An 18,025-nucleotide genomic window follows, 5' to 3' on the forward strand; every position below is an offset into this window, starting at 1 on the left:
CTATGCAGCTCAACATCACTGGAAATAACGTCGAAATTACTGAAGCCCTGCGCGACTTTGTCTCAACCAAATTCGCCAAACTTGAGCAGTATTTTGACAGGATTAATCAGGTCTACGTTGTTTTGAAAGTGGAGAAGGTAACACACATCTCGGATGCGACACTGCATGTAAACGGTGGCGAAATTCACGCCAGCGCGGAAGGTCAGGATATGTATGCCGCCATTGACGGTTTGATCGATAAACTGGCAAGGCAGCTAACGAAACACAAAGATAAACTGAAACAACACTAATTGTCCGGGCAGTTAGCGAGTGCAGGACGGCCTGTTGTGACGCACAACAGGCCATTTGTACAGTTAGCGCTCCGAATCTGCCTCATCAGGAATCATTCTGATGGAACAGGTTCTTAGGTGAAATTATGACAAATAACGATACGACTCTACAACTGAGCAGCGTACTTAACCAGGAATGTACGCGCAGCGGCGTTCACTGCCAGAGCAAAAAACGTGCGCTGGAGATTATCAGTGAACTGGCGGCAAAACAGCTCAGCCTGCCTCCGCAGGTGGTATTTGAAGCAATCCTGACGCGTGAGAAAATGGGCAGTACCGGCATTGGCAATGGTATCGCCATCCCGCACGGCAAGCTGGAAGAAGATACGCTGCGCGCCGTCGGCGTGTTCGTCCAACTCGAAACGCCTATCGCTTTCGATGCCATTGATAATCAACCGGTCGATCTGCTTTTCGCCCTGCTGGTGCCCGCAGATCAAACCAAAACGCATCTGCATACACTGTCGCTGGTCGCTAAACGTCTGGCGGATAAAACCATCTGCCGCCGTCTGCGCGCCGCGCAGAGTGACGAAGAGCTGTATCAAATCATCACTGACACCGAAGGTGGAAAAGATGAGGCATAACCACCCAATGGCATCTGTTGTGAGGAGAAACGGTACATGGTACTGATGATCGTCAGCGGTCGTTCAGGGTCAGGGAAATCTGTCGCCCTGCGTGCGCTGGAAGATATGGGTTTTTACTGCGTGGACAATCTCCCCGTGGTGCTGTTGCCCGATCTGGCTCGTACGCTGGCCGATCGCCAGATTTCTGCGGCCGTCAGCATTGACGTGCGTAACATGCCTGAGTCCCCTGAAATTTTCGAGCAGGCGATGAACAACCTGCCCGATGCGTTTTCACCACAGCTTCTGTTCCTTGATGCCGATCGCAACACGCTGATTCGCCGTTACAGCGATACGCGCCGTCTGCATCCGCTTTCCAGCAAAAATCTCTCCCTGGAGAGCGCCATCGACCAGGAAAGCGATCTGCTGGAACCGCTGCGTTCCCGCGCCGATCTGATTGTCGATACCTCTGAAATGTCCGTGCATGAACTGGCGGAAATGCTGCGTACCCGTCTGCTGGGCAAGCGCGAACGCGAGCTGACAATGGTGTTCGAGTCCTTCGGCTTCAAGCACGGTATTCCAATTGATGCCGATTATGTTTTTGACGTGCGCTTCCTGCCTAACCCGCACTGGGACCCGAAACTGCGTCCAATGACCGGCCTCGATAAACCAGTTGCGGCATTCCTCGACAGGCACACAGAAGTACACAATTTTATCTACCAGACTCGCAGCTATCTTGAGTTATGGTTACCCATGCTGGAGACAAACAACCGTAGCTATCTCACCGTAGCCATCGGCTGTACCGGCGGGAAACACCGTTCGGTGTATATTGCAGAACAGCTGGCAGACTACTTCCGCTCACGCGGTAAGAACGTGCAGTCACGCCATAGAACGCTGGAAAAACGCAAAACATGACCGTGAAGCAGACTGTAGAAGTCACGAACAAGCTGGGTATGCATGCCCGGCCTGCCATGAAACTGTTTGAATTAATGCAGGGTTTTGAGGCCGAAGTGCTGTTACGCAATGATGAAGGCACCGAAGCCGAAGCCAATAGCGTCATTGCCCTGCTGATGCTGGACTCTGCTAAAGGTCGCCAGATAGAAATTGAAGCTACCGGCCCGCAGGAGGTCGAAGCGCTGGCGGCGGTGATCGCGCTGTTCAATTCAGGATTCGACGAAGATTAGGCCATTTCGCTTTCGTCTCCTCCTTTCCCCCAGAAAACGCCACCCGGCGTTTTTTTATTCCCTCGCCTTTCTGCCTGCGTCGATATTGTACATTCCGTGCGCTTTTCCGTCCTGATTAAACCTTAAGAAAACCTTAAGAGGGGTTGTTTACGTTCTATTTAAGTTGAGCGTTCATACTGGTTCTATTAGCAACATTACCAGGAGATCTCATGATACTTTTATCTGAACAAAATCCCCTGGGCACCGGACGCCATCGTAAATGTTATGCGCATCCGGGCGATGCCCAACGCTGCATTAAGATCATTTACAATGCCGACCGCAGCGGCAAGAAAGAGATCCGCCGCGAGCTGAAATATTACGCGCATCTGTCACGTTACCTGCAAGACTGGAGCGGCATCCCGCGCTATCACGGTACGGTAGAGACCGATTGTGGTACGGGCTACGTCTACGATGTGATAACCGATTTCGATGGCAAACCGTCCGTCACGCTGACTGAATTTGTAGCGCAGTGCCGCAATGACGAAGATGCCGCCGTCCTGCGCCAGTTGCTGAAAACGCTCAAGCGTTATATCTACAATAACCGCATCGTCACCATGACCCTGAAGCCGCAAAATATTCTGTGTCACCGCATTAGCGAATCCGAAGCGATCCCGGTGATCTGCGACAACATCGGCGAGAGCACGCTGATCCCGCTGGCAAGCTGGTCAGCCTGGTTTTGCCATCGCAAACAGGAAAGACAGTGGGAACGGTTGATTGCCCAACCGGGTCTGGTGGCGGCGCTGAAGATGAACCGCCAGGAAGAAGACAAAAGCGCGCTGCCGCTCCCCTCTCTTGAGGCCGCGCGTCAGCGCAATCTTAATACAGATGGTTACGCGTCATAAACGATTCGCCGCCCAACTGGCGCATTTGACGCAAAATCCACGCCTGACGGCTACGCACGTAGCCTGAAGGCGCGTTCGCTTTAAAGCGTAAAGGGTTTGGCAGCACCGCCGCTAATAGCGCGGCTTCTGACATACTTAACCGGCTGGCTGGTTTATTAAAATAGCGCTGCGATGCCGCTTCCACGCCAAACACGCCGTCGCCAAACTCCGCAATATTCAGGTAGACGGTCAGGATGCGTTTTTTACTCCAGACGGTTTCCAGCCCGACGGTGAGCCCGGCCTCCAGCCCTTTACGCACCCAACTGCGGCCATCCCATAAAAAGAGATTCTTCGCCGTTTGCTGAGAAAGCGTGGACGCCCCACGAATTCGGTTTTCATTGCGCTCATTGTGCGCCAGCGCCTTCTCAATGGCCGAAACATCAAAGCCCCAGTGCTCCGGGAATTTCTGATCTTCCGCCGCAATCACCGCCAGCCCCATCCACGGCGAGATCTCATCCATGCCAGCCCAGTCGGAATGCGCAACATAGCCGAAATCGCCTTGCAGCCACGCGCTAATCTGCCGTTCCACCATCACTGCGGAAAAAGGCACCGGAACGACGCTGAACAGCGCGATGCCGCCGCCCCAAAAAACCGCCAGCACCACAAGGATGCGCAGGAGCAAACGGCGCAGGGACGCCAGCGGAGTGAAACGCCCTTTACTCATTCAGCCAGAACCAGTACGCGAGACACCAGTTTTTCAATGCCGGTCGCCGCCTGTGCAATATCCTGCGCCAGCATGTAAGCAGGCGTGGTGACAATTTTGTTATCTTCATCCACCACAATATCGTCAACCGGACATGGCACATGCTCGGCCCCCATATCTTCCAGCACTTCCGCCGTATCGATATCGGTGCCAATCGTCAGACGAAGCGGGAAACCAAAAATCCGGGGCAGCATTGCCGGGGCAATGCACATAAACCCTAACGGCTTACCCGACTGGTGCATGGCGATTGCCAGCGCGGCCAGGTCGCTATCTACCCGGCACTCGCTGCCCTGGCTGGCAAAATTACTCAGGTTTTTCGCCGCGCCAAATCCACCCGGAACAATCAGCGCGTCCAGATCGCTGGAGACCGCCTGAGCAAGTGGACGAATTTCCCCTCGCGTAATGCGCGCGGCTTCGATCAGGACATTTCGCGTCTCCGCCATCGCTTCGCCCGTCAGGTGATTAATCACATCAGCCTGCTGTTTATCCGGCGCAAAGCAGATGGCCTGCGCGCCGCTGCGGGCAATCGCCAGAAGGGTCAGAACGGCTTCATGAATCTCGGCGCCGTCGTATACGCCACATCCACTGAGCACTACGCCAATTTTTTTCATCGTGATGATCCTTTTCGCAACTTACTGAAGCGTATTAATAATTCTGATTAAAATGCTGCGCTTCACACATTTAACTGATTCATGTAACAAAACATTTAAGATTTGCTATCTTAACTGCGTGCGGCCTGAAAAGCAGAGCTGCGCCTGTGTAAAAAACAATCATAACTTACGGCGCAGCCACGATTTCCCTGGTGTTGGCGCAGTATTCGCGCACCCCGGTCAATCCGGGGTCATTTTTTTTCCGCGTTTGCCACCCAGGCTTTCAGCACCGCGACGTCGTGCTGCCACTCCTGCTTCATCTCTTCAACCCATTCACCCACATTATCTTCCCAGGCAGGAAGATCCGGCGACTGAATTTGCTGGCCTAACTGCTGTAGATGACGCAACCCAACAGAGCCCGCCGCGCCTTTAATTTTGTGCCCTTCTTCAACAACGCCTTTGGTATCTCGCGCCGTCAGGTTGGACTCCAGAATGCTTAAGTAACCCGGCATCATTTTTTCGAACACCGCCAGTCCATCCGTAATTAATTTCGGGCCGACCAGTTCGATATACTGCTCTAACATCGGGATATCTAACAACGCTTGCGATTTACTGCTCTCTTCAGATGTCACAGTGCTCTCCTCTTCGTTACGGGTATCCCAGTATTTTTTAATCATGGCGGTTAACGCCGGAACCGACAGCGGCTTGCTCAACACATCGTCCATTCCCGCGTCCAGATACTCTTTCTTGTCTTTCAGGACGTTAGCAGTGAGTGCGACCAGCGGCGGTAATTCTTCCCGCGCATAGCGGCGGGTAAGTTCTCTGGAGATATCCAGACCCGTCATATCCGGCAGTTGAATATCCAGCAGCAGCAGATCGTATTCACCCGGGGTGAACATTTCCAGCGCGGCTTTCCCGGTCATCGCCACGTCAACGCTGTTGCCCAGTTTTTCCAACACTGAACGCGCCACAATGACGTTCAGCTCAATGTCCTCGACCAGCAGCACATGCAGCGCAGGCAGCGGCATGTCATTCTCTTCCAGCGTGTCCTCGACCTCTTCCGCCACGGCGGGCGCATGTACGGTTAACGTAAAGACGGAACCTTTACCCGGCTGGCTGGAAACGGTGATGTCGCCGCCCATATTTTTTGCCAGACGGCGCGATACCGCCAGGCCAATCCCGGTCCCCGTCGCGGGTTTACCGCCATGACTGTCTTTCACCTGATAATACATGGCGAAGATTTTATCCTGCTCATCCTGCGGAATACCGATGCCGGAATCTTCCACGTCAAAATGCAGCACATCGCCTTCGTCATAGCGTACGCGCACCGTCACCTGCCCTTGCTGGGTAAACTTCACGGCGTTGCTGATCAGGTTCCACAGAATTTGGCGCAAACGTGTGCCGTCGGTGATTACCTTATGCGGCAGCGGCAACGTCGGATCGAGCACAAAGCGTAGCCCTTTTTGCTGCGCTTGCAGGCCGGAAAGATTCTCCAGATCCGCCATGAAACTGGTGAAATCTACCGGCTGGTTATCCAGTTGGACTTTACGCCGCTCCATCTTATCCATATCAATGATATCGTTGAAAATATTCCCCAACGTGACCGCAGAGACATGGATGGTTTTCAGGTATTTTTCCTGCTCGCTGGTAAGGTCGGTATCCAGCAGAATGCGGCTTAAGCCGACAATGCCGTTCAGCGGCGTACGCAGCTCGTGGCTGATCGTAGAGATAAACGTGGTCTTGTCGCGGCTGGCGCGTTCAAGCGCATCCTGATAACGCTTACGTTCCGTAATATCGCGCCCAAAGCCCATCAGGCCATGACGTTTACCAACGCGGTCGTAATAGGGCACCTTGCGAATTTCAAAGCACGCTTTGCGCCCGTCCGGGTAATCGAGCCACTGTTCATAGGTCAACGAGACGTTATGGCGGAAGACTTTTTCGTCGGTCTCAATCACTTTTTCCGCCGCTTCGGGGGAATAGACGTCAGCCGGTTTTAAATGGACGAGCTGTTTTTCACTCTTGCCGGTCAGCAGTTCCATCGCGCGGTTACAGCCGGAAAACTCTTTATCTTCATTGCGATAAAAAACCAAATCCGGCGACGCATCGAGGAAAGAGCGTAAGAAAGAGGATTGCTGTTCAAGCTGAATCTGCGTCTCTTCACGCTCCTTGATTTCCACTTTTAGCTGTTCGAAGGTCGACTGGCGCTCAGCCTCCGCTTTTTCGCGATCGGCAATTTCCTGATTAAGCTGAGCAATATTGTCTTTCAGTTGTACCGTGAGTTTGAGATCGCGCTCGCGCATCTCTTCCAACTTTTGTACCAGCCGTGACAGGCGCTGCCTGGACTCCTCCAGTTGCTCCACCACCACCGACAAGAAATAGACAGCCCAGGGCGTGATTAACAGGCCAAAAAAGATGGAGCGGATGACATCAATACTTTCGACCTGACCATGCAACACCATGGTGACCGCCATCTGCACCACTATCGCCAGCACCACCAGCGCTAATGCCAACAGCATCGAAAAGCGCACCAGACCCAGCTTCATCATCAGGTCGACATAGTATTGCGCCAGCATACGAATTTGCTTCATAGGGGATTCCTTCACGACAACTTCGCACAATAATACTCAATTCTGAGCAGTACGTTGAAAATTGTGCAATAAATGCGGAGGTTATCGGTGAAATGACCGGGTAGGCGGTAGGCCGGATAAGGCATAGCCGCCATCCGGCAATGTGCGCCAGGCTGCCTGATGGCGCTTCGCTTATCAGGCCTACACGCCTACGGATGGTTAGCTCCCCGGCTGAATCCACGGAGTGCCAAGCGCGGAGCCTTGCGCACCATGTTCGTTAAGATAGCGGTCCAGTTCCACCATGCCCGTCCAGCGATTCTCACACCATAGCGGGGCGAGCAACGTCGGACGACGGGCGCTGGCGGAAATGCGATGATAAATAACCTCCGGTGGCGTATGGCGGATCATCTCCCCCGCCGTCAGCGTATACGCCTCCAGCGCAATGCCGTTCAGGCGTCCCGCCTCCCAGGCTTTCGCCATAATGCTGCCTTTTACAATATGCAGCGGGTGCAGCTTAATGCCATCCACGCCCGTTTCCACCACGCGCTCCAGCGTTTGCAGGCATTCCGTCTGCCCTTCGCCGGGTAAACCCACAATCAGATGCGAGCACACTTTCAGCCCGCGTTCGCGCGCCAGTTGGGTGGTTCGCTGATAACAGGCAAAATCATGGCCGCGATTAATACGGCGCAGCGTTTTGTCATGCGCGGTTTGCAATCCCAGTTCCAGCCACACTTCATAGCCCTGGTCTTTATATTCGCAGAGCAGATCGAGCACCGCATCCGGTACACAGTCGGGGCGCGTCCCGACACACAGCCCGACAATGCTGGCCTGGCTTATCGCCTGCTGATACATAGAACGCAGCACCTGCACTTCGGCAAAGGTACTGGTGTACGCCTGGAAATAGGCCAGATAACGTTTGGCGCGATTGACCAGATGCGCCTGATGCGCCAGTTGTTCGGCAATAGAGCGATACTGCTGCGCCTCATCGGCGAAAGAGGCGACATTACAGAAAGTACACCCGCCACGTCCGATGGTGCCATCGCGGTTTGGACAGCTAAATCCACCGTGCAACGTCAGTTTATGAACTTTTTGCCCATAACGACGAGAAAGATCCCCACCAAACATATTGACTAATTTCTGTAACTGCATAATCTGATAGACCGCGCCTTGAAAAGAGGCCAAAGCCTGCCATTTTTAGCCTTTGTCGGCGATGACCTGGATCAATCGCTCCGGCAGGCTTTTATTTATTGCATAATCAAGCAAAATTACCGCAATTTCATTCACTCCATAGCTAATTACTTTTCCTTATAACTGCACACTTTTTTTATCTTCTGATGACACTGGCTAAAAAACAGTATCATGAAATGCCTGCGCCGCTTAAACCAGCATAAAATGCTAAGCATTACGGATAATCAAGGTGAGATAAGGGTTAACAGGCCGTTATGATAGTGAGACAGATCACACTCTCCCCCGCGCTTATGCCGCATCAAATCAATGTAAAAAAGTCATTATTTTCAATACATTCATAAAGTTAATCGACCCATAGCACATTTTTGCATAAATAAGATTGCCATTTGACCTGTGTGTGGATTCCCGATAAGTTGGAAATCCGCTGGAAGCTTTCTGGATGAGCAGCCTGCTCATCATATTTATGCAGTAATTGAGATTCCCTCTTAAACGTATTTACCGATGCGAAAAGGATAAAAGAGGGCGAATGCGAGGTAAGCGTATGATACGCAACCCCCGTCGCCACGCTCTTTCTGTGCCCGTGCGCAATCGGTATCGGATGGGAGTCCCGCAGAGCCTGGGGAGGTTCACTGATATGTTGTACGATAAATCCCTTGAGAGGGATAACTGTGGTTTCGGCCTGATCGCCCACATAGAAGGCGAACCTAGCCACAAGGTAGTGCGTACCGCCATACACGCACTGGCCCGTATGCAGCACCGTGGCGCGATCCTCGCTGACGGTAAAACCGGCGACGGTTGCGGTTTGCTGCTGCAAAAACCCGATCGCTTTTTTCGCATCGTTGCAGAAGAGCGCGGCTGGCGTTTAGCCAAAAACTACGCTGTCGGCATGCTCTTCCTGAATAAGGACCCTGAGCTGGCGGCGGCATCACGTCGTATCGTCGAAGAAGAATTACAGCGGGAAACCCTGTCGATTGTGGGCTGGCGCGATGTGCCGACCAACGAAGGTGTCCTCGGTGAAATCGCCCTCTCCTCCCTGCCACGTATTGAGCAAATTTTTGTTAACGCGCCTGCGGGCTGGCGTCCCCGGGATATGGAACGCCGCCTGTTTATCGCCCGCCGCCGCATTGAGAAACGCCTTCAGGACGATAAAGACTTCTACGTTTGTAGCCTGTCGAACCTGGTGAACATCTATAAAGGTCTGTGTATGCCGGCGGATCTGCCGCGCTTCTACCTGGACCTGGCGGATTTGCGTCTGGAATCGGCCATTTGCCTGTTCCACCAGCGCTTCTCCACCAATACCGTGCCGCGCTGGCCGCTGGCGCAGCCGTTCCGCTACCTGGCGCACAACGGCGAAATCAACACCATTACCGGCAACCGTCAGTGGGCGCGCGCCCGTACTTATAAATTCCAGACGCCGCTGATCCCGGATTTACAATCCGCCGCGCCGTTCGTCAACGAGACCGGTTCCGACTCCAGCTCGCTGGATAACATGCTGGAACTGCTGCTGGCAGGCGGGATGGACATCGTGCGCGCCATGCGCCTGCTGGTGCCGCCCGCATGGCAGAACAACCCGGATATGGACCCGGACCTGCGCGCCTTCTTTGACTTTAACTCCATGCACATGGAGCCGTGGGATGGCCCGGCGGGCATCGTGATGTCCGACGGTCGCTTCGCTGCCTGTAACCTCGACCGTAACGGTCTGCGTCCGGCGCGCTACGTCATCACCAAAGATAAACTGATCACCTGCGCCTCTGAGGTGGGGATCTGGGACTACCAGCCTGACGAAGTCGTGGAAAAGGGCCGCGTCGGCCCCGGTGAACTGATGGTGATCGACACCCGTGGCGGGCGCATCCTGCACTCTGCGGAAACCGATGACGATCTGAAAAGCCGCCATCCGTATAAAGAGTGGATGGAGAAGAACGTCCGCCGCCTGGTGCCGTTTGAAGATCTGGCCGACGATCAGGTCGGAAACCGCGAGCTGGACGACGACATGCTCGCCAGCTATCAGAAACAGTTTAACTACAGCGCCGAAGAGCTGGATTCCGTCATCCGCGTACTGGGCGAAAACGGCCAGGAAGCGGTCGGTTCAATGGGTGATGACACCCCCTTCGCCGTGCTTTCCAGCCAGCCGCGCATTATTTACGACTACTTCCGCCAGCAGTTTGCGCAGGTGACCAACCCGCCAATCGACCCGCTGCGTGAAGCGCACGTCATGTCGCTGGCCACCAGCATTGGCCGCGAGATGAACGTCTTTTGCGAAGCGGAAGGACAGGCGCACCGTCTGAGCTTTAAATCGCCAATTCTGCTGTACTCCGATTTCAAACAGCTCACCACCATGAAAGAGGAGCACTATCGCGCCGATACGCTGGATATCACCTTCGATGTGACGGAAACCTCGCTCGAAGAAACGGTGAAAGCGCTGTGCGATAAGGCTGAACAGATGGTGCGTAACGGCACCGTCTTGCTGGTGCTCTCTGACCGTAACATCGCCAAAAACCGTTTACCGGTTCCAGCGCCGATGGCTGTCGGGGCGGTACAGACTCGTCTGGTGGATAAGAGCCTGCGCTGCGATGCCAACATCATCGTAGAAACCGCAAGCGCGCGCGACCCGCACCACTTTGCCGTGCTGCTGGGCTTTGGCGCCACGGCGATCTATCCGTATCTCGCCTATGAGACGCTGGGCCGTCTGATCGACACCCAGGCCATCGCCAAAGACTACCGTACCGTGATGCTGAACTACCGTAACGGCATCAATAAAGGTCTGTATAAGATCATGTCCAAAATGGGCATTTCGACCATCGCCTCATACCGCTGCTCCAAACTGTTTGAAGCGGTCGGTCTGCATGACGACGTGGTGAGCCACTGCTTCCAGGGCGTGGTCAGCCGCATTGGCGGCGCCGGTTTTGCCGACTTCCAGCAGGATCTGCTGAACCTCTCGAAACGTGCCTGGCTGGCGCGTAAACCGCTGGATCAGGGCGGCCTGCTGAAATACGTGCACGGCGGCGAATACCACGCCTATAACCCGGATGTGGTGCGCACCCTGCAACAGGCGGTGCAGAGCGGCGAGTATCGCGATTACCAGGCATATGCCGCGCTTGTTAACGAACGTCCGGCGGCAACGCTGCGCGATCTGCTGGCGCTCAATCCTGGCGATAACGCCATCAGCATCAACGATGTTGAACCGGCAAACGAGCTGTTTAAACGCTTCGATACCGCCGCGATGTCCATCGGCGCGCTGAGCCCGGAAGCGCACGAAGCGCTGGCGGAAGCGATGAACAGCATCGGCGGTAACTCCAACTCCGGCGAAGGCGGCGAAGACCCGGCGCGCTACGGCACCAACAAAGTGTCGCGCATCAAACAGGTCGCTTCCGGCCGCTTCGGCGTAACGCCAGCGTATCTGGTCAATGCTGACGTCATTCAGATTAAAGTCGCTCAGGGCGCGAAGCCGGGCGAAGGCGGCCAGTTGCCGGGTGACAAAGTGACCCCGTACATCGCCAAACTGCGCTATTCCGTACCGGGCGTGACGCTGATTTCTCCGCCGCCGCACCACGATATCTACTCTATCGAGGATCTGGCGCAGCTGATTTTCGACCTGAAACAGGTCAACCCGAAAGCGATGATCTCCGTGAAGCTGGTTTCTGAACCGGGCGTCGGCACCATCGCTACCGGCGTGGCGAAAGCCTATGCGGATCTGATCACTATCGCCGGATATGACGGCGGCACCGGCGCCAGCCCGCTCTCCTCCGTGAAATATGCGGGCTGTCCGTGGGAGCTGGGCCTGGTGGAAACCCAGCAGGCGCTGGTGGCTAACGGTCTGCGTCACAAGATCCGTTTGCAGGTGGACGGCGGCCTGAAAACCGGCCTCGACATCATCAAAGCGGCGATTCTCGGCGCGGAAAGCTTTGGCTTCGGCACCGGCCCGATGGTGGCGCTGGGCTGTAAATACCTGCGTATTTGCCACCTGAACAACTGCGCGACGGGCGTGGCGACTCAGGATGACAAACTGCGTAAGAACCACTACCACGGCCTGCCGTTCAAAGTGACCAACTACTTTGAGTTTATCGCCCGCGAAACCCGCGAGCTAATGGCGCAGCTTGGCGTGAAGCGTCTGGTGGATCTGATTGGCCGTACCGACCTGTTGAAAGAGCTGGAAGGGTTTACCGCTAAGCAGCAGAAGCTGGAACTGTCCCGACTGCTGGAAACCGCTGAGCCTCATCCGGGTAAAGCGCTGTACTGCACCGAACATAACCCGCCGTTTGATAACGGCGTGCTGAACGCGCAACTGCTGCAACAGGCGAAGCCGTTTGTCGATGAACGCCAGAGCAAAACCTTCTGGTTCGACATTCGCAACACCGACCGCTCCGTGGGCGCGTCGCTCTCTGGCTATATCGCTCAGACGCATGGCGATCAGGGGCTGGCCTCTGACCCGATCAAGGCACACTTCAGCGGCACCGCAGGTCAGAGCTTCGGCGTCTGGAACGCGGGCGGCGTGGAGCTGTATTTGACGGGCGATGCCAACGACTACGTCGGTAAAGGCATGGCAGGCGGTCTGCTGGCGGTGCGTCCTCCGGTGGGTTCAGCGTTTCGCAGTCATGAGGCCAGCATCATCGGCAATACCTGTCTGTACGGCGCGACCGGCGGTCGTCTGTATGCGGCGGGCCGCGCGGGCGAACGTTTCGCAGTACGTAACTCCGGGGCCATCACCGTGGTAGAAGGCATTGGCGACAACGGCTGTGAATACATGACGGGCGGTATTGTCTGCGTACTGGGCAAAACGGGCGTTAACTTCGGTGCTGGCATGACGGGCGGCTTCGCCTACGTGCTGGATGAAGACGGCGAGTTCCGCAAACGCGTGAACCCGGAGCTGGTGGAAGTGCTGAACGTCGATGACCTGGCCATCCACGAAGAACATCTGCGCGGTCTGATTACCGAGCATGTGCAGCATACAGGTTCCCAGCGCGGTGAAGAGATCCTGGCTAACTGGTCAGTATTCTCAACCAAATTCGCGCTGGTTAAGCCGAAGTCCAGTGATGTGAAAGCACTGTTGGGTCACCGTAGTCGTAGCGCAGCTGAGCTGCGTGTGCAGGCGCAGTAAGGGGTAGAGCAATGAGTCAGAACGTATACCAATTTATCGACCTGCAACGTGTTGATCCGCCGAAGAAGGCGCTGAAGATCCGCAAAATCGAGTTTGTTGAAATTTACGAACCGTTTTCCGAAGGCCAGGCCAAAGCGCAGGCGGATCGCTGCCTCTCCTGCGGCAACCCGTACTGCGAGTGGAAGTGCCCGGTACATAACTACATCCCGAACTGGCTGAAGCTGGCGAACGAAGGACGTATTTTCGAAGCGGCGGAGTTGTCTCACCAGACCAACACGCTGCCGGAAGTGTGCGGCCGCGTCTGCCCGCAGGATCGTTTGTGCGAGGGCTCCTGTACGCTCAACGACGAGTTCGGCGCAGTGACTATCGGCAACATCGAGCGTTATATCAACGATAAAGCGTTCGAAATGGGCTGGCGCCCGGACATGACTGGCGTGCGTCAGACCGACAAACGCGTGGCGATTATCGGCGCGGGCCCGGCAGGGTTGGCCTGTGCCGACGTACTCACCCGTAACGGCGTGAAGGCGGTGGTCTTTGACCGTCACCCGGAAATCGGCGGTCTGCTGACGTTCGGCATCCCGGCTTTCAAGCTGGAAAAAGAGGTGATGACCCGCCGTCGTGAGATCTTCACCGGCATGGGCATTGAGTTCAAACTGAATACCGAAGTGGGTCGCGACGTGCAGCTGGACGACTTGCTGGCAGAGTACGATGCGGTGTTCCTCGGCGTTGGCACCTATCAATCAATGCGCGGCGGGCTGGAAAACGAAGATGCCGACGGCGTGTTCGATGCCCTGCCGTTCCTGATTGCCAACACCAAACAGATCATGGGCTTTGGCGAAACCACTGACGAACCGTTCGTCAGTATGGAAGGCAAACGCGTCGTGGTACTGGGCGGCGGCGACACCGCGATGGACTGCGTGCGTACCTCGGTTCGACAGGGCGCGACGCACGTCACCTGCGCCTATCGTCGTGACGAAGAGAACATGCCAGGCTCCAGACGCGAAGTGAAAAACGCGCGCGAAGAAGGGGTCGAATTCCAGTTCAACGTGCAGCCGCTGGGCGTAGAAGTGAATGCCAACGGTAAAGTAAGCGGCGTGAAGATGGTGCGTACCGAAATGGGCGCGCCGGACGCGAAAGGCCGTCGTCGTGCGGAAATCGTCGCCGGTTCCGAGCATGTGATCCCGGCAGATGCGGTGGTAATGGCGTTTGGTTTCCGCCCGCACAACATGGCGTGGCTGGCGAAACACAGCGTGGAACTGGACTCCCAGGGGCGGATTATCGCGCCGGAAGGCAATGAAAACGCCTTCCAGACCAGCAACCCGAAAATCTTCGCCGGTGGCGACATCGTGCGCGGCTCGGATCTGGTAGTCACGGCAATTGCCGAAGGCCGTAAAGCGGCAGACGGTATCCTGAACTACCTGGAAGTGTAATACTTCTGGCTCCCCTGCCACAGCCTGACGCTGATGGATGGGGAGCCAATATTTCTCTGCTAAATATATGCGAATTCATTCTTCGAAAGCCGCTCGCAAATACGGCTGTAACTCAATGTAATACACCTCTCCTGGATTGACCGGGATATGCCTGAAGCGTATTGGTAGCGATATATTTTTCATTTCGCAACTATCGCACCAGGGATGACATGACTGTACCAACACCACTTCAACACGCTGACGATTATCAGCAAATCCATGACGGTATTATTCGATTAGTGGACAATGCCCATACCGAGGCCGTCCGCAGTATTAATGCTTTGATGACAGCAACCTACTGGGAAATCGGCAGGAGAATTGTCGAGTTTGAACAAGGCGGCGAAGCACGAGCGGCTTATGGTATTCAACTCATTGAGCGGTTATCCGCAGATTTAAGCCAGCGCTATAAGCGTGGGTTCTCCACCGCAAACCTACGACAAATGCGCATGTTTTATCTTTATTTTCAAGATATTGAAATTCAGCAGACACTGTCTGGTGAATCTTCAAATCTCATTTACCTCGCTAAAGTTTTTCCGCTTCCCTGGTCAGCTTACGTGCGTTTACTATCGGTAAAAAATCCCGATGCCCGCACTTTTTACGAGAAAGAGACGCTACGTAACGGCTGGTCTGTGCGGCAACTCGATCGGCAAATCTCCACCCAGTTCTACGAACGGACGCTACTGTCCCATGACAAATCCGCCATGTTGCAGCAGCCTGCGCCCGCCGAGCCAACAGTCTTGCCGGAGCGAGCCATACGCGACCCGTTCATTCTGGAATTTCTTAACCTGAGGGACGAGTATTCCGAGTCGGATCTCGAAGAAGCGCTGCTCAGTCACCTGATGGACTTTATGCTGGAGCTTGGTGACGATTTTGCTTTTGTCGGCCGCCAGCGCCGATTACGCATAGACGATAGCTGGTTCCGCGTCGATCTGTTGTTCTTCCATCGCCGCTTGCGCTGCCTGTTGCTCGTTGACCTGAAGGTCGGCAAATTCAGTTATGCGGATGCCGGGCAGATGAATATGTACCTGAACTATGCCAAAGAGCACTGGACAATGCCGGGAGAAAACCCGCCCGTCGGGTTGGTTTTGTGCGCAGGAAAAGGCGCGGGGGAAGCGCATTACGCGCTAAACGGCCTGCCGAATACCATCATGGCGAGCGAGTACAAAGTGCAGTTGCCTGACGAAAAACTACTGGCAGATGAGCTCATTCGTTCACAAATAGCACTGACTGCACAGCAAGTTGAATCAACTGAATAACCAATTTACTTTGCACATCAGGAAAAGCACTGCGTCACGAGCTGAATTTTCAACAACTCGACTGACGGAATTATGCACTATTGGGAGATATAAAGCGTTACACCGGATGGCTATAAACCATCCGGTATTTTCATACCTCTAATAAGCTGGCGCGCACCTTCACTACAGCTTTCTTAATCTCCCCTGACTCGCCAGCCATACACCCGGGCTTATGGGGTTCCCCCGGCATAAACACGGAGAACATCCCCGGTGTCAGCGTAATGGACTGCTGTTCATGGATGCGGCGGCAAAGCTGGTAATCCTCTTCACCATGCAGCTCCTCGCATTCGCGCGCTGACCCGACTACGCCGAACAAAATGCGCTCCTCACCCGTCAATAACAGCTGAATGTCGATGTACTGCACATGCAGCTCCGCTTTTTTCTCCTGCGGCGACTGCGTGGCAAACTGCATCACATTCATAAACACATCGTCGCCCTGCAATTCGTAGCGCCCGGGCGTTTTCTCCTGCGGCCTTGCCGCCAGCGCCAGGGTTAACGCATCCAGCAATACCGGATGCAGCCCGGCAGACGGTAACGACTGAATTTCTCCCATCAACATCATTTATCTCCCTGAGCTAACAACGCGGCGCCCAGTAGCCCCGCGTCATGTCGGTAATGCGCTGCGCTTAACGCCACCTGATAAACCGCCGGTTCCTGCGCCAGAAAGTGGCGTACCTGCGCCAGATATCCCTCAGCTAACCCTACGCTGCCGCCAATAACCACCTGCTGGCAATCCGTTGTCGCTTTAACATCGGCAATTAACCGCGCGACAACCTGCGCGGAGTGTTGAACCAGACGCACAGCCTGTTCGTTCCCGGCAGCCGCATGTGCAAAGACAGTTCTGGCGTCGCACCCGGCCAGGGAACCCTGCGCCGCTGCCGCGATGCCGCGTCCTGAGGCGATAGCCTCCACACAGCCGCGTCGTCCGCAACCGCAAACCGGCCCCTGCGGATCGGCCAGCGTATGCCCCAGATGCCCGGCCAGACCGCTCATCCCGGTGAGCAATCTGCCGTCGCTCACCACGCCGCCGCCAACGCCGGTCGACACGGTAATAAACACCATATCGCGGACATCAGACGTAAGGGCATGGTATTCCGCCCATGCCGCCGCCTGCGCATCATTCACCGCCAGCGTCGGCAGACCGGTAAGATCTTCTAACGTCGGCACCAACGGAAAATGCAGCAGACCACCCAGGTTATGCGGATTTATCGCCAGTAGCGCGCCTTCTCTGATAATGCCGGTAGAGGCTATCGCCACCCGCTGCGCGGTCGTTTGCAGCGGTTCAACCAGCACTTTTAGCGCCTCTCGCAGCGCATCCGGCGTTTTGCTGGCGGGGGTCGGTAATTCACGTCGCTCGCGGATGCGTAAATCATCATCCACCCGCGCGGCAGCCAGCTTGGTGCCGCCAATATCGATCGCCAGCGTGCTCATGACGTCGCCTTTTTCAATGCCGTGTTGTACCACTGACAAATATGTTCCAGCCGCGTAATGGCAGATCCCACCGTCACCGCCCACGCGCCGTGACGCATGGCTTCAGCGGCCTGTGCCGGCGTGTTGTAACGCCCCTCGGCAATCACCCGGCATCCGGCATCATGCAGGGCTTTGACCAGCGCGAGGTCAGGTTCGTCCGGCGTGTCCGGCGTGGTGTATCCTGACAGCGTGGTGCCGATAATTTCCGCGCCACGTCGCTGACAGGCTAATCCATCCTCCAGTGACGAGCAGTCGGTCATCGCCAGCAACTGGTGCTGATGAATACGCGCCAGCAGCGCATCGACGGTCGCCGGACGTACGCGGTCAGTACCGTCAACCGCAATAATATCCGCCCCGGCCTGTGCCAGCGCATCCACATCCTCAAGGAATGGCGTGATGCGAACCGGGGAGTCGTCAAGGTCACGCTTGAGAATACCGATAATCGGTACGGAGACCAGCGCACGGGTCGCCCGCAAATTGTCCACGCCTTCAATGCGTAGCGCGACGGCTCCAGCCTGCTCCGCCGCCAGCGCCATCGCAGCCACGATGTCCGGTTTATCGAGCGGGCTGCCAGGAACCGGCTGGCAGGAGACAATCAACCCGCCATTGGCGGCAATGTTTTTATCCAGTTGTTCAAGTAACGACATATCCACTTCCTTAC

At 55.5% G+C, this 18,025-nt stretch carries 15 protein-coding genes; 8 read left to right on the forward strand and 7 right to left on the reverse strand.

All coding sequences use genetic code 11. The annotated features are described in order from the left end of the window. The first annotated feature begins 2 nt into the window (after positions 1-2). The 5 genes from hpf to yrbL all read left to right on the forward strand — a co-directional run bounded on the left by hpf (position 3) and on the right by yrbL (position 2,948). On the forward strand, positions 3-290 hold the full coding sequence (gene hpf, locus OGX75_RS13610) for a ribosome hibernation promoting factor (protein ID WP_012135336.1): 288 nt from the start codon (positions 3-5) through the stop codon (positions 288-290). Between the two features lie 125 nt (positions 291-415). Next, the gene (ptsN, locus tag OGX75_RS13615) at positions 416-907 is read left to right on the forward strand and encodes a PTS IIA-like nitrogen regulatory protein PtsN (RefSeq protein WP_012135337.1); all 492 of its coding nucleotides are present in this window, start codon (positions 416-418) and stop codon (positions 905-907) included. A gap of 36 nt (positions 908-943) precedes the next feature. Further along, positions 944-1,798 (forward strand): RNase adapter RapZ, encoded by an 855-nt coding sequence (rapZ, locus tag OGX75_RS13620; protein ID WP_012135338.1) that lies wholly within the window; start codon positions 944-946, stop codon positions 1,796-1,798. After that, complete coding sequence (gene npr, locus OGX75_RS13625) at positions 1,795-2,067, forward strand: PTS phosphocarrier protein NPr (protein WP_012135339.1); 273 nt, start codon at positions 1,795-1,797, stop codon at positions 2,065-2,067. Before rapZ ends, npr begins: the two co-directional genes overlap by 4 nt. Before the next feature lie 209 nt (positions 2,068-2,276). Beyond that, the gene (gene yrbL, locus OGX75_RS13630) at positions 2,277-2,948 is read left to right on the forward strand and encodes a PhoP regulatory network protein YrbL (RefSeq protein WP_286451097.1); all 672 of its coding nucleotides are present in this window, start codon (positions 2,277-2,279) and stop codon (positions 2,946-2,948) included. On the opposite strand, the gene mtgA is transcribed toward yrbL, so the two are convergent. The 4 genes from mtgA to mnmL form a co-directional block, all read right to left on the reverse strand. Beyond that, complete coding sequence (mtgA, locus tag OGX75_RS13635; protein ID WP_071257737.1) at positions 2,923-3,651, reverse strand: monofunctional biosynthetic peptidoglycan transglycosylase; 729 nt, start codon at positions 3,649-3,651, stop codon at positions 2,923-2,925. The genes yrbL and mtgA overlap by 26 nt on opposite strands. Further along, positions 3,648-4,301, reverse strand: a complete 654-nt coding sequence (elbB, locus tag OGX75_RS13640; RefSeq protein ID WP_012135342.1) for an isoprenoid biosynthesis glyoxalase ElbB — start codon at positions 4,299-4,301, stop codon at positions 3,648-3,650. Before elbB ends, mtgA begins: the two co-directional genes overlap by 4 nt. A 230-nt stretch (positions 4,302-4,531) precedes the next feature. Then, the gene (gene arcB, locus OGX75_RS13645) at positions 4,532-6,868 is read right to left on the reverse strand and encodes an aerobic respiration two-component sensor histidine kinase ArcB (RefSeq protein ID WP_012135343.1); all 2,337 of its coding nucleotides are present in this window, start codon (positions 6,866-6,868) and stop codon (positions 4,532-4,534) included. A 198-nt stretch (positions 6,869-7,066) separates the two neighbouring features. Beyond that, a complete protein-coding gene (gene mnmL / locus OGX75_RS13650) occupies positions 7,067-7,996 on the reverse strand; it encodes a tRNA modification radical SAM protein MnmL/YtqA (RefSeq protein ID WP_219936523.1) in 930 nt (309 codons plus the stop codon). A gap of 673 nt (positions 7,997-8,669) precedes the next feature. Here mnmL and gltB point away from each other — a divergent pair. From gltB to OGX75_RS13665, 3 genes are all read left to right on the forward strand, one after another. Beyond that, positions 8,670-13,130 (forward strand): glutamate synthase large subunit, encoded by a 4,461-nt coding sequence (gene gltB, locus OGX75_RS13655; protein WP_049012046.1) that lies wholly within the window; start codon positions 8,670-8,672, stop codon positions 13,128-13,130. A gap of 11 nt (positions 13,131-13,141) precedes the next feature. Further along, positions 13,142-14,560 (forward strand): glutamate synthase subunit GltD, encoded by a 1,419-nt coding sequence (gltD, locus tag OGX75_RS13660; protein WP_110493749.1) that lies wholly within the window; start codon positions 13,142-13,144, stop codon positions 14,558-14,560. Between the two features lie 209 nt (positions 14,561-14,769). Then, positions 14,770-15,855, forward strand: coding sequence for a PDDEXK nuclease domain-containing protein (locus OGX75_RS13665; RefSeq protein WP_071257726.1), 1,086 nt, complete (start codon positions 14,770-14,772; stop codon positions 15,853-15,855). A gap of 130 nt (positions 15,856-15,985) precedes the next feature. On the opposite strand, the gene nanQ is transcribed toward OGX75_RS13665, so the two are convergent. From nanQ to OGX75_RS13680, 3 genes are read right to left on the reverse strand one after another with little or no spacing between them, the layout of a single operon-like run. Continuing rightward, the gene (gene nanQ / locus OGX75_RS13670; RefSeq protein ID WP_047463891.1) at positions 15,986-16,453 is read right to left on the reverse strand and encodes an N-acetylneuraminate anomerase; all 468 of its coding nucleotides are present in this window, start codon (positions 16,451-16,453) and stop codon (positions 15,986-15,988) included. Next, positions 16,453-17,325 carry an N-acetylmannosamine kinase gene (nanK, locus tag OGX75_RS13675; protein WP_110493748.1) on the reverse strand — a complete coding sequence of 291 codons (873 nt, stop codon included), beginning with the start codon at positions 17,323-17,325 and terminating at the stop codon, positions 16,453-16,455. Before nanK ends, nanQ begins: the two co-directional genes overlap by 1 nt. Next, positions 17,322-18,011 carry an N-acetylmannosamine-6-phosphate 2-epimerase gene (locus OGX75_RS13680; protein WP_104868130.1) on the reverse strand — a complete coding sequence of 230 codons (690 nt, stop codon included), beginning with the start codon at positions 18,009-18,011 and terminating at the stop codon, positions 17,322-17,324. The genes nanK and OGX75_RS13680 overlap by 4 nt, the downstream gene beginning before the upstream one ends. Positions 18,012-18,025 lie beyond the last annotated feature (14 nt).

The organism is Citrobacter sp. CK199 (assembly GCF_030333285.1).
In the GTDB taxonomy this organism is placed as follows: domain Bacteria; phylum Pseudomonadota; class Gammaproteobacteria; order Enterobacterales; family Enterobacteriaceae; genus Citrobacter_B; species Citrobacter_B koseri.